Raw genomic sequence first — 12438 nt, 5'->3', positions numbered from 1 at the left:
TGTTCACAAAATCACATTATTTTGATTTTGACGTCATAACCTTCAAGCCCGGTCATTTTCTCCCGCGCAGTAAAGCGAATTTCAGAAACTTCTTTCCCTGTGTTCTTGTTAAACTCGGCGATTTTTTGCGCGATAAAATCTGAGATTTCCGTTTCCGCTTGTTTTTTTAGCTCTTCAATATTCACTGTTAACCTCTTCTGGTCTTAAAAGACAGCAACACGCCAGTAAGGTGTTGGTTCCCGGTACCTGGTCAGGTAAGAAATGTTATAAGCCATCTCCCTGAAAGATTCAATAATCAACAGGTTATCGCTTATTATACATACAGAGTTGAAGAAAAATAAGCCAGATATAAAAAAGGCTCCACGAGGGAGCCTGATATTATTTTGTGAAATCCAGCGGCACATGGTCAGTGCGTATCTGCAGCGCGACGTTATCAAACGTGATCATCGTCGATTTACAGAAAATACACTTAGCGCCCAAAGGGTTTCGCTCCGTCACATCGAATGCCGATGTGCGGTACTGTGAACCATGACAACATGGACAGCGGAAATGGAGATGTTGAGTAATAACGGCAACCTTAGAGCGTAACAACGTTCGCTGCCGAGGGACCACGTTGCCCCTGCTCAATAGAAAATTCGACTTTCTGATTTTCATTCAGAGTGCGGAACTCATTGCTCTGGATGGCGGTGAAATGAACGAAAACGTCCTTGCTGCCATCATCAGGAGTGATAAAGCCAAAACCTTTATCTGCGTTAAACCATTTTACTAAACCAGTCATTTTATTAGACATATTTTACTTCCTTCATTTTGGGCCTTTCGGCAAACAGGGCTTTAATACAGAAACTACTTAGTGTTCAGGAGAGAGACTCAAAAGAAGGGGATAATGCCTGATAATGAGAACTGCTTTAGTAAACTACTTTGTATGCTGTCTGTCTTTCAAACCGACGCAGCTATTAACGCATGATACACATAATTAAGCAAATTTTATTTTAGCCGTCCGGCGGTCTTAAATATCGCTGGCTTTATTTTATTAAAACCGTATAGTGCAGCGCAGTATTTTTAGTAAGGAATTTGTTTGTCCCGTAAAATGACAGGAATTGTCAAAACCTTTGATCGCAAAAGCGGCAAAGGATTCATTATCCCCTCCGACGGTCGTAAAGAAGTCCAGGTCCATATTTCCGCATTCACTCCCCGCGACGCAGAAGTGCTCACACCTGGGTTACGTGTGGAATTTTGCCGCATCAATGGCCTGCGTGGCCCCTCAGCGGCAAATGTTTATTTGTCCTGATGTAAGCTACATGCCGGAATGCGCGCTTCATTCACGATTTGCGTAAAATCCGCCAGTGAACACATGCCCTGTGCGTTTCTCTCCTCACATTCTGCCAGTGTCAGTTTCACCTCTCCAGGCGGTGTTTTTAGCGATAGCGGCGTTTTGTCGCGCATCTGCTGTAAGGTCTGGAATACCAGCGATACCTGAATCCACTGGCTGTTATCACTAAGTCGCCGCCAGCGTTCAAAAACCAACTCGCCACCCGGTGGGGTATTATCCGGCTGGCCTGGTAGCGTCCAGTTAAGCGCTAACGCGCCCCCCAGATTCGCCAGATTAGTGTCGTGTCCGGCAATAAATAGCAGTGAAGTGGGTAATGTCACGCCATAAACCTGTTGTTGCGTGTTATTTGGCGTCAGCGCCGTCAGGACCAAATCCAACAACGGCGTGGCGCGACTACGGGCAACCTCTGGTGTCCGCTGCAGCAAATAAAACTGCGCATTATGCAGACTTAGCAAGGTGTTCCACTGGTGTGAATCAGTAATTCGTCCCCAGCCAGGCTCCGGCATTCCCTGCGCCTGTTGCAGGAGAAATATCTCCGTCAGCATGGATGCGAGACTTACCGCCCCCGTTAATGAGACGTTATCAGCACTCACCTTGAGTTCAGAAGGTAATGCCTGCGTGAACGAACAGCTTTCGTCTTGTTTCTCTCGTTTGAGGCACAGACTTGATTGCGGAAAATTGAGTACCCGCTCCAGTTCGTGAAATGCCGTTTGCCGATGATCGGTAAAATCAACGAGAGAGCCGCCTGCCCTGCTGAGAATCGCCTCAGTCACATTCACGTTATCCAGTTGGCAAACACCGGTTTTCAGGGGATTAAATAACGGATCGGGACGGGAGGTGTCTGACTGAGTATGTACGGTTATTGCACAGTCGGGAGCCAGCCCGGCAGCAAAGGCTTCGCCTGTTTTACGAGTGCGCTCGTCGACATCGGCAATAATTTCAATCTGCCCAGCTTTCGGGCAACCATTTTTTGCCAGCAAACCGTCAGCTACCAGGCGTTGGCGTTGGTAATGTCCGAGATAAGAGATCAGCTCACCGCCTCGTGGTGTCAGCCACCCCAGTTTCACCGGCCAGCCAGGCCAGGTGTCTGGCGTAACTTCCTGCATGAGTTGCGTAGATTTGGTGGGTGCTCGCACACCATGACGGCTCACAATCACCACACGTTCCAGCTTCAGTTCCGGCGCCCCCTGAGCAAATGCAGGTAGCGGTGTTAACGGAAGCAAAAGAGAGAAAAAGGGGATCAAAATCGCTTTCATCGCCAGGTTTCCGTTTTTCATGTTTCGCATTATTGCCGGATATGACGCTAACGCCTCTTATCCGGCCTATGTTCGTTGTGCGTCCAGTCATCCCTTCAGACGCGGTTCCAGCCAGACCAACACGACGGTAGAGAGCGAACACATCAACAAAATGCCGACGAACCACAATAAATACCACATTGATCATCCCTCCTTAGTACAGCTCACTATCGTGACGGCGAAGAGTTTCAGTCGTCATTCGACCCCACATTTTGTAGTAGCTCCATAGAGTGTAGAGCAACACTAATGGCAAAAATATCAGTACAATTACTAACATAATGCTAAGTGTCAGTTGGCTGGAGGTACTGTCCCACAGCGTCAGGCTGGATATCGGACTGATACTCGAAGGCATAACAAATGGAAATAACGTAACGCCAGCGGTGAAAATCACGCCAAATTGCATCAATGACGCCATCAGAAATCCCCAACCGGGGCGACCACGATAAATTGCCATCACCGTCAGTAACGGGCAGAAGAAGCCGAGCAGTGGGAAGATCCACAAGACAGGCGATTCGACGAAGTTATTCATCCAGGCTCCTGGCAGTATCGCCACCATTTTCATCAATGGATTGGACGGACCGTTGACATCCTGGGCGAGTAACACAAAACCATCAATGCCGACCCACAGCCAGTAACCCGCCAGCAGAAAGCAGAGCATCACCAGCAGTGCGGCGCGTTTGGTCGCCAGTTGCGAACGCAGATGAATAGCGCCGACGGTTTTTAGCTGTAACCAGACGCCCCCTTGCAAAATCACCATACCCAGACTGAGCAAGCCACACAGTAAGGGGAATGGCGTCAGCAACTGCCAGAAGCTACCGAGATACTCCACGCGTAATTGTGGTGTGAAGCTAAACGGCACGCCAAGTAACAAGTTACCGAACGCAATACCAAAGACCACGGGCGGGACCAGACTACCAATGACCAGACCGGTATCCCACATTTTGCGCCAGCGGGCATCCGCTATTTTGCCGCGATAATCAAAAGCTAACGGGCGGAAGAACAGCGAGCACAGTACCAGGATCATCGCCACATAAAAGCCGGAAAACGCCGCAGCATAGACTCTGGGCCAGGCGGCAAATAATGCCCCACCAGCGAGGATCAGCCAGACCTGGTTGCCCTCCCAGTGAGCGCCAACGCTGTTGATCACTATTCGGCGTTCATCATCGTCACGCGCCACCAGTGGCAGCAGACAACCGATCCCCATATCAAATCCGTCGGTGACCATAAAGACCACCAGAATGACGCCCATCAGCAGCCACCAGATGAAGCGTAATGTTTCATAATCAAACATGACTATCTCCTTTACCCCTGTTGCTGCGCTGGTTGTTCACTCTGCATCGCACTCGGCCCCAGACGGGCATATTTCTGCATCAGGTAGACTTCGGCGATTAAGAACAGGGTGTAAAGCCCTACGATCATGATCAGAGAGAAAGCCAGTTGGCCCGTGGTTAACGCAGAGTGCGCGGAGTATGTCGGTAAGATGTCCTGAATCGCCCACGGCTGACGACCAAACTCGGTCATAAACCACCCGGCTTCAATGGCAATCCACGGCAGTGGCAAACTCCAGAGCGCCATTTTCAGCACCCAGCGATGTTGGTCGATTTTGCCGCGCAGCGTCTGGACGAGCGCAATCAGCATCACCAGTAACAGCAGCGAACCGCAGCCCACCATGATGCGGAAACTCCAGAATACCGGCGCAACCTGCGGGATTGCGCCACGCATCGCAGCCTGGTACTGCGCAGCAGTGACATGATTCATATCCGGTGCATAGCGGGAGAGCAGCATGCCATAACCGAGATCGCCTTCTAACTTGCGAAACGCCTGTAGTACATGCGGCTCGCGGTTGCCCTGCGATATCTCCTGCATTAACAGCCAGGCTATGCGTCCGCGTTGCAGCCGTGGGTAGGTTTCGGCCATCAAATTTTTCAGCCCGGGAACAGGTTTATCCAATGAATGAGTGGCCAGTATCCCTAACAGTGCCGGGATTTTAATGGCAAATGCGTTGCGTTCTTGATCCTGTTCCGGCCAGGCAACGAGATGGAACGGCGCGGGCGCCGGTTCGGTTTGCCACTCCCCTTCCATCGCCGCCAGTTTTACCGGCTGTACTTGTGCGACTTCATATGCAGAGCTGTCTCCGAGTTGCAGCGCGCCCATTATCGCCAGGGTCCCAAAGACAGAACCGATGGCAAACGAGCGGAGTGCAACGTCGCGCTCCCGCCCACGCAGCAAATACCATGCGCTGATCGCCATAATGAACATCGCCCCGGTCACATAACCTGCCATCACCGTGTGTACAAATTTCACCTGGCTTACAGGGTTAAAAACCAGATCGCTGAAACTGGTCATCTCCATACGCAAGGTGTCAATATCGAAATGCGCTCCGGTCGGGAACTGCATCCAGCCATTGGCATTCAGGATCCACAATGCGGAGATATTTGAACCGAATGCCACCAGCCAGGTGACCAACAGGTGTTGGTATTTATTCAGGCGTTGCCAGCCGAAGAAGAACAGACCGACAAAAGTGGATTCGAGGAAGAAGGCCATTAATGCTTCCATCGCCAGCGGTGCGCCGAAAATGTCGCCCACATAGTTGGAATAGAATGACCAGTTAGTACCAAACTGAAACTCCATCGTCAGGCCGGTGGCTACGCCGAGAGCAAAGTTGATACCGAAGAGCTTACCCCAGAAACGCGTCATATCGCGGTAGATTGTTTTGCCGGTAACCACGTAAATAGTTTCCATGATGGCCAGCAAAAAAATCAGCCCCAGGGTAAGGGGCACAAATAAAAAGTGATACAGCGCGGTCAGCGCAAACTGCCAGCGCGATAAGTCAATAACATCCCACATGCTAACTCCTGTAGGCGAAGAGAGGGTAATAACCCTTTAATAGTAGATCCCTCTTTTTAACCTTACAGTTTGTAGGTAGTTGTATTCGCTAATTGCGATATTCACAGGACCGAAAGCGATATTTGCCGCCGTTTTTACTTTTGCGCGCTTTCCACCAGCCACTGACAAACCTCGCCGAGACGCTGTGCAGAATCCGCCAGATCTTCCGGCGCAGCCAGCACAACTTCGGGTATCGGGCAGATTTCATAACTTTCAAGCAGAGGGCCTTTTAAGGTGTCCATACAGCGTAAATGCCAGACATGGCGTAATCCCGTGGCGTTGATATAGCTCTCTCCGTAGCCAATGGTTCGAATCTGAATATTGCCCGGTCCGCAAAGACGCAACAGAAAAAGCCGGTCAGCCTCGCTGATGGGTAACTGCGTCAGGTTAATACTGTGCGGCTGCGCGTCGGGGTTTCGTACATGCGCCAGTAATTCATGGGCCAACGGTAAGCCATTCATCAGACCATTAAGAGGGGGCGGTAATAGCGAATCTGTCGGCAGTGCGTTTTGCGTTGCCGCCTGCCACAACGCCAGCGGCGCGCAGCCAGCCTCCAGGCGATCTTCCAGCAATTGCTCACCGCAACGTCTGCGTACACGCCATAATCCACAGAAGATCGCCTCCTGAATCTCACTTTCACTGCCGTCAGCATGCTGGATGCGAACTGACACTTCCCCTTCCCCGAGAAGCGTATTAATAAAGTGACGATCGTCGGCGTTGAGATTTAACAGATTGACTGCCAGCACCTCGCCCAGCGGCGGCTGGCGTTCGCTTAGTTGATGTTGCAACTCGGTTAATAGGGCAATCACCTGCGGGCTGTGAACACATTGCTCCAGAGCAGCCATACTCGGTTCATCATTCACCTGACAGGTGATCGGCAGTGGATTCATGCTGAAACTATCGTCGCCAGGTTGTGTTCCCGGCCCCAGCAGATGGAAGAAAGTGTCGCTCATGAGGCTCGCTCCTGTTGCGGTTCGACAAGCGCGCGCATCAGGCTTATCAGCTCCGCCCACGGGTGAATGCCGTTCAACACGCCGCGATAGCTACCGCCGGTAAACACCAGGGTGGCGGGAAAGCGAAAAACACCAAAGCGATCGCCAATGGCTTCGCTCTGCTCAAGATCGGCAATCGCCACCTTCCACGCATAGTCCGGAAACTCGTGCAGTAGCTCTGCGATCATTACCGGATTGTCGCTGACTTCAGGCGTCCGTTTTGGGTCACAGCTTAACAACACCACACCGTCTGGCGTTTGTGTAAGCCAGTCGTCAAGACGGGATTCACTGACCGGTGTCCAGCCTCGTGCCAGCATTCGTTGCCACAACGCATTAAAAGGAGAGTCATTGATCATCCCTGCTCCTCCTGCGTCATCCGATACTGGCGCAAACGAACGCCTTCGTAATTTTCCATCGACAGGCAGTCATAATTGAGACAACGAGACTCCTCAGTCGGTTGCGGCACAACTCCCCACAGAGCCAGCTGTACCAGCGCCGCCTGTTCCGCAGCGGGCAGTTGCTCCCGCGCCAGTTCGCTCAGGCTGCCGCCGTAGTCGTCGAGCATCGCGGGTTGCAGACCGACGAGGGCAATATGTGCTGGCAAATGACCACGTATGTCCGCCAGCGCCAGCACTTCGGAGAAACTATTCTGGTGCAGGCTCATTTTCTTCGCGCTGAGATATGCCGGAATGCGCTCTCCGGCATAGGTTCGTAGCGTTCCTGGCTCCAGCCCATAATCAATGGCATCGAGAATCAACAAATGACTGGCGCTTTCGACATAGCCCAGCAAGTTCAGCCCCTGGGTACCGCCATCAACAATTTCCACTTCTTCGGGCCAGTGGTAATGGGCATACAGCCGTTCCGCCACCCGCACACCGAAACCTTCATCAGCCCACAACAGATTTCCCAGCCCCATCACCACCACGCGTTGCTCACTCATGAACGCTCCTTGTTGCTTTTGACTTTAAAAAATTTGTGGCTGCGGTAGCCGTTCACCATGGTGGAGATCACCGTGTCGTCAGACATGATGTCTTCACGCAGCGCCATATAGACATGACCAATCACAAAAGCGCCAATTAGCCACATCCCCAGCCGATGCCAGCTGTGAATGTCCATTGAGTTGCCGCCCGTCCAGTAGAAAAATTCCACCACGTAACGGAACGGTGTGAAGATAGCGTACTGACTGTGTTCGCTGAACAGCGCAAAACCGGTGACGATCATAAAAACAGACATCAGGAAATAGCCGAACATCGCGGCCTGGGCGATGGGGTTATGACCAATGTCAGTACTTGGGCGTTTGGCCAGAAACAGATACCAGCGGATTTCATACCACACGCCCAGCCACCAGCTTTTACGCCACACTGGCACGATGAACAGCTCGCGTGAGTAGCGATTACCGACAAATGCCCAGTAGATCCGCATCAGCAATATCACGGTAAAAATCATCCCGGCACTGAAGTGAATTAGCCTGATGTAGCCCATATAGAACAGATACGTCGCCTCGCCGCTGACCGAAGGCAGCGGTTTGCCGATAAAGTAGCCAGTAACCATCAACACTGCCATGCACAGCACCGTCAGCCAGTGCCATATCCGCACGGGCGCTTCAAAGACATAGTGGCTGACAACGTTGTCGCTTTTCTCTTGCATGATGATTCTCCTTCGCGGTTAACGCACCTGCACGGAGATAAGCTCGCTACCGTCGTTGCCCAGCACGTGAGTTGAACAGGCGAGGCACGGGTCGAAGCTGTGCAAAGTACGCAGGATTTCCAGCGGCTGTTCAGGAATAGCCATTTTGGTGTTCATCAGCGCCGCCTCATACGCACCAATTTGCCCTTTGGGATCGCGCGGGCTGGCGTTCCAGGTGGTAGGCACCACACACTGATAGAGATCAATCTTGCCATCGCGAATGGCGGCCCAGTGACCTAACGCCCCGCGCGGCGCTTCGGTAAAGCCGACGCCACGGCACTCTTTCGGCCAGGTAGCTGGCTCCCATTTTTCAGTGGAGGCGGTGGCGAGGTTGCCGTTTTTCAGGTTGGTTATCAGTTTGTCGAAGAAGTATTGCAGCTTACCTGCGGCCCATTGCGCTTCGTGCGCGCGGCACAGAATGCGGCCCAACGTTGACTGGATACCGGAAAACGGCAGGTTCAGTGCCGACATCATGCGATCGACCGACTCAACGGTTGCTGCATCGCCTTTGTGGTAAGCGATCAACGTACGCGCCAGCGGCCCCACTTCCATCGCATGACCGCGCCAGCGTGGCGCTTTGATCCACGAGTAGCGCTCCTGTTCATTCAGTTGCTGAATGTTAGTGTCACTGCCTTTGACATCTCCGGGGTTGTACCACGGATCAGTAATACCATCGAACGGATGACGCCCGACCCGATCGTCGGGATAACGATACCAGGCGTGATCGACAAACTCCTGCACCTGCTGCGGATCCACTAAGTCTACTGGCAGGACGTTTTTGAAGTCGCCGTTAATTACTGCGCCGCCAGGCATCAACAAACTGTTCTCACCAAAGTCGTTGGCGATATCCGGGAACGCGCCGTAGCTGAGGACGCATTGATCCGAAAGGCCAGTACCGATTTCACTCCACGGTTTGTTGAACTGACCAATGGCTAAGGCGTCGGGGATCATCACGTTATTAATGAAGTCCGCCGTACGGGTAATGATCGACTGCACGAGGTTCAGGCGTTCCATATTGACCGCCCCGACCGCACCGCTTTCGTCAATGTTAATTGCACATGGCATCCCACCAACAATCCAGTTCGGATGCGGGTTTTTACCGCCGAAGACCGCGTGGATTTTGACAATTTCACGCTGGAAATCGAGAGCCTCGAGATAGTGGGCAAAGCCCATCAGGTTGGCTTCTGGCGGCAGTTTATATTGCGGATGGCCCCAGTAACCGTTGCGGAAGATCCCTAACTGCCCGCCTTCAACAAATTTCTTCAGTCGGTTTTGCACATCGAAGAAATATCCTGGAGACGATTTCGGCCACGAGGAGAGACTTTGCGCCAGTTCGGACGTTTTACGCGGATCGGCTTGCAGTGCGTTTAGCACGTCGATCCAGTCCATTCCGGCGAGCTGATAGAAATGCACCAGGTGATCGTGGCACCAGAGCGTCGCCAGCATAATGTTGCGGATAATATTGGCGTTATCAGGCACTTGAATACCAATGGCATCTTCGATGGCATAAACCGAGGCCAGGGCGTGTACACCGGTGCAGACGCCGCAAATACGTTCAACGAACGCCCACGCATCGCGCGGATCGCGCCCTTGTAGGATGATCTCCAGCCCGCGAAACATAGTGCCGCAGGAGACTGCATTGGTTATCACATTCTGATCGTTGATATTTACTTCGCAGCGCATATGACCTTCGATGCGCGTGATCGGGTCGACCACCAGGCGGCGCCCGGCATTGTTGATGGTGTATCCCTGGGTTTCGTACTGAGTGCTCATGCCTGTTTATCCTCGTTGCCCGGCTGTTGTTCTGCTTCTGCAAGTTGCTGGTTGTGACGTCTGCGCTGGTCAACGGCGCTGGCGACTGCATGTACGCCAACAGCCGCAGCCACCACGCCAAGCGCGGTTAAACCGACGGTATCGGCGGTGGAGTGAGTCCCCATTTGCGGAATATCGACCACGCGGCTGTAGAACGAGCCGCGATCCCAGAAGCCATTTTCAGAACAGCCAAGACAGCCGTGACCAGACTGGATCGGGAAGGAAACGCCATCGTTCCAGCGGGTAGAGGAACAGGCGTTATATGTAGTTGGCCCTTTGCAGCCCATTTTATACAGGCAGTAACCTTTTCGCGCCGCGTCATCGTCCCAACTCTGGACGAACTCACCGGCGTCGAAGTGGGCGCGGCGATAGCATTTATCGTGAATACGCTGACCATAGAACATCAGCGGACGCCCCATTCTGTCGACATCCGGTAGGCGATCGAAGGTCACCATATAAGTAATGATGGCACTCATCACATCCGGGATCGGCGGGCAGCCAGGCACTTTAATGATCGGTTTATCGGTGATCACTTTGTCGATAGGCGTGGCCTGCGTCGGATTAGGGCGCGCGGCTTGTACGCAGCCCCAGGAAGCGCAGGTTCCCCAGGCGATTATCGCACTGGCCCCAGCCGCTGCACGTTTCAGTTTTTCAATAAACGGTCGGCCACTGCTGATACAGAACATCCCCTGCTCGCCCAGCGGCGGATTGCCCTCTACCGCGAGGATATATTTGCCATTGTATTGCGTGATGATGTCTTCAAAGACGTCTTCCGCCTGGGTTCCGGCGGCAGCCATCAGAGTATCGTCGTAGTCGAGAGAAATAAGGGAAAGAATGACATCCTTCGCCAGAGGGTGAGCGGAGCGGATAAAAGATTCGGTACAGCAGGTGCATTCCAGACCGTGGATCCACACCACCGGAATGCGCGGTTTATTTTCCAGCGCCCAGGCAATCTTTGGCGCCATCCCCGCACCTAACCCCAGCGAGGTTGCAGCCAGACTGCAATATTTGAGAAAGCTGCGCCGGGTGACCCCCTGACGCCGCATGGCCTGGTAAAATGTCTCCTCGTTATTCATATCGCACGTCTCTTCTCCTTGCGACACCAGCAGGACGCCGGGCGCTTATGGTCGGCAAGCGACGTCCCTGTAGCAAGGCAAACCATCGTTTTACGTGAGATGCTGAAAACGAAAGCTCATCCTTCTGCACTGGCGCACGTCGCCAGAAAGTATTGTTAATAAAGCGTAGTGAAACTTTTGCACAAAACAATACAAACTGTGTGGATTTGCCTTTTAGCGATAAAAATGGACCTTATTTTCCTTAAGGTTTGCCGCCGGAAGGTTATGAAGCGATTTTTATGGCGACGGAATGCGCAAATTGCTGTTATTTCACGCAATCAACACGATTTTGTCTGTTTTTCAGGCAAACAAACAAATTGGGGGTTTACACGACGCATCGGGATGTTTATAGTTCGCGTCATTCCGGAAGTGTGGCCGAGCGGTTGAAGGCACCGGTCTTGAAAACCGGCGACCCGAAAGGGTTCCAGAGTTCGAATCTCTGCGCTTCCGCCAAATAAGATAAGGGGTTAGCTAAATGCTAACCCCTTTTTCTTTTGCCTGTCAAAATGCTATACCACACTCAGTGGCTTAACCATCCTCTGCTAAACCTGTTCCAGATCAAATGCGTAAAGATGGGTAAAACCTCTGGGTAGCTTTCGGCAATATCATTATGCTGCTTCATTAATTACATCTGTCATAGAGAGTGACTCAATGGATCGTATTGTTAGTTCTTCACATGACCGTACATCACTACTTAGTACCCATAAGGTGCTGCGTAATACCTATTTTCTCCTGAGCCTGACACTGGCCTTTTCGGCGATTACCGCGACGGCCAGTACGGTTCTGATGCTGCCATCTCCGGGACTGATTCTGACGCTGGTGGGTATGTATGGTTTGATGTTCCTGACCTATAAAACGGCGAATAAGCCGACCGGAATTATCTCCGCGTTCGCGTTTACCGGTTTTCTGGGTTATATCCTCGGGCCAATTCTGAACACCTATCTGTCTGCCGGGATGGGTGACGTAATTGCCATGGCGTTGGGCGGTACGGCATTAGTGTTCTTCTGCTGCTCTGCGTATGTGCTGACCACTCGCAAAGATATGTCGTTCCTCGGCGGTATGCTGATGGCGGGTATTGTTGTTGTCCTGATCGGGATGGTAGCGAATATCTTCCTGCAACTACCTGCTCTGCATCTGGCAATAAGCGCGGTGTTCATTCTGATCTCCTCTGGCGCAATTTTGTTTGAAACCAGCAACATCATCCACGGCGGTGAAACGAACTACATTCGTGCTACTGTGAGCCTGTATGTGTCGCTGTATAACATCTTCGTTAGCCTGTTGAGCATTCTGGGTTTCGCCAGCCGCGATTAATCCCGGCCGCT

The 12438-nt window shown here is 52.3% G+C and carries 15 protein-coding genes, 1 tRNA gene and 1 pseudogene; 3 read left to right on the top strand and 14 right to left on the bottom strand.

The window, feature by feature from the left end; all coding sequences use genetic code 11:
- Positions 1-11: 11 nt before the first annotated feature.
- From A9180_RS10005 to cspG, 4 genes and pseudogenes are all read right to left on the bottom strand, one after another.
- Positions 12-185 carry a GnsA/GnsB family addiction module toxin gene (locus tag A9180_RS10005; RefSeq protein WP_064528436.1) on the bottom strand — a complete coding sequence of 58 codons (174 nt, stop codon included), beginning with the start codon at positions 183-185 and terminating at the stop codon, positions 12-14.
- A pseudogene (gene ymcE, locus A9180_RS10000) lies at positions 175-404 on the bottom strand (protein YmcE). Before ymcE ends, A9180_RS10005 begins: the two are co-directional and overlap by 11 nt.
- A complete protein-coding gene (locus A9180_RS22875) occupies positions 379-567 on the bottom strand; it encodes a cold-shock protein (protein WP_071528578.1) in 189 nt (62 codons plus the stop codon). Before A9180_RS22875 ends, ymcE begins: the two are co-directional and overlap by 26 nt.
- Before the next feature lie 10 nt (positions 568-577).
- Positions 578-790: a cold shock protein CspG gene (gene cspG, locus A9180_RS09995; RefSeq protein WP_000066493.1), complete on the bottom strand. Its 213-nt coding sequence runs from the start codon at positions 788-790 to the stop codon at positions 578-580.
- 285 nt (positions 791-1075) lie between these two features.
- On the opposite strand from cspG, the gene cspH reads away from it, so the two are divergent.
- Positions 1076-1288: a cold shock-like protein CspH gene (cspH, locus tag A9180_RS09990; protein WP_064528434.1), complete on the top strand. Its 213-nt coding sequence runs from the start codon at positions 1076-1078 to the stop codon at positions 1286-1288.
- Here the strand turns inward: cspH and A9180_RS09985 are convergent.
- The 10 genes from A9180_RS09985 to hyaA form a co-directional block, all read right to left on the bottom strand.
- Positions 1276-2586: an AppA family phytase/histidine-type acid phosphatase gene (locus A9180_RS09985; RefSeq protein ID WP_064528821.1), complete on the bottom strand. Its 1311-nt coding sequence runs from the start codon at positions 2584-2586 to the stop codon at positions 1276-1278. The two genes, cspH and A9180_RS09985, sit on opposite strands and share 13 nt — an antisense overlap.
- A gap of 87 nt (positions 2587-2673) precedes the next feature.
- Positions 2674-2766, bottom strand: a complete 93-nt coding sequence (cbdX, locus tag A9180_RS09980; RefSeq protein ID WP_000270307.1) for a cytochrome bd-II oxidase subunit CbdX — start codon at positions 2764-2766, stop codon at positions 2674-2676.
- Positions 2767-2779: 13 nt separating this feature from the next.
- Complete coding sequence (gene appB / locus A9180_RS09975) at positions 2780-3916, bottom strand: cytochrome d ubiquinol oxidase subunit II (RefSeq protein WP_064528433.1); 1137 nt, start codon at positions 3914-3916, stop codon at positions 2780-2782.
- Between the two features lie 11 nt (positions 3917-3927).
- A complete protein-coding gene (gene appC / locus A9180_RS09970; protein ID WP_064528431.1) occupies positions 3928-5472 on the bottom strand; it encodes a cytochrome bd-II oxidase subunit 1 in 1545 nt (514 codons plus the stop codon).
- A 134-nt stretch (positions 5473-5606) separates the two neighbouring features.
- A complete protein-coding gene (locus tag A9180_RS09965; protein ID WP_064528429.1) occupies positions 5607-6464 on the bottom strand; it encodes a hydrogenase expression/formation protein in 858 nt (285 codons plus the stop codon).
- Complete coding sequence (hyaE, locus tag A9180_RS09960; RefSeq protein ID WP_064528427.1) at positions 6461-6859, bottom strand: hydrogenase-1 operon protein HyaE; 399 nt, start codon at positions 6857-6859, stop codon at positions 6461-6463. Before hyaE ends, A9180_RS09965 begins: the two co-directional genes overlap by 4 nt.
- The gene (gene hyaD / locus A9180_RS09955; protein ID WP_064528425.1) at positions 6856-7443 is read right to left on the bottom strand and encodes a hydrogenase 1 maturation protease; all 588 of its coding nucleotides are present in this window, start codon (positions 7441-7443) and stop codon (positions 6856-6858) included. The genes hyaE and hyaD overlap by 4 nt, the downstream gene beginning before the upstream one ends.
- Entirely contained in the window at positions 7440-8150 is a 711-nt protein-coding gene (hyaC, locus tag A9180_RS09950; protein ID WP_064528423.1) for a Ni/Fe-hydrogenase b-type cytochrome subunit, read from the bottom strand. Before hyaC ends, hyaD begins: the two co-directional genes overlap by 4 nt.
- Positions 8151-8168: 18 nt before the next feature.
- Complete coding sequence (hyaB, locus tag A9180_RS09945) at positions 8169-9962, bottom strand: Ni/Fe-hydrogenase large subunit (RefSeq protein ID WP_064528421.1); 1794 nt, start codon at positions 9960-9962, stop codon at positions 8169-8171.
- Positions 9959-11077, bottom strand: a complete 1119-nt coding sequence (gene hyaA, locus A9180_RS09940) for a hydrogenase 1 small subunit (RefSeq protein WP_064528419.1) — start codon at positions 11075-11077, stop codon at positions 9959-9961. The genes hyaB and hyaA overlap by 4 nt, the downstream gene beginning before the upstream one ends.
- 404 nt (positions 11078-11481) lie before the next feature.
- Between hyaA and A9180_RS09935 the strand changes: the two genes are divergently transcribed.
- Positions 11482-11569: transfer RNA gene (locus tag A9180_RS09935), tRNA-Ser, on the top strand.
- 198 nt (positions 11570-11767) lie between these two features.
- A complete protein-coding gene (gene yccA, locus A9180_RS09930; RefSeq protein ID WP_000375136.1) occupies positions 11768-12427 on the top strand; it encodes an FtsH protease modulator YccA in 660 nt (219 codons plus the stop codon).
- Positions 12428-12438: the final 11 nt, after the last annotated feature.

This window comes from Escherichia sp. B1147 (assembly GCF_001660175.1).
Lineage (GTDB): Bacteria > Pseudomonadota > Gammaproteobacteria > Enterobacterales > Enterobacteriaceae > Escherichia > Escherichia whittamii.
This window is presented reverse-complemented; position numbering and strand designations above follow the sequence as displayed.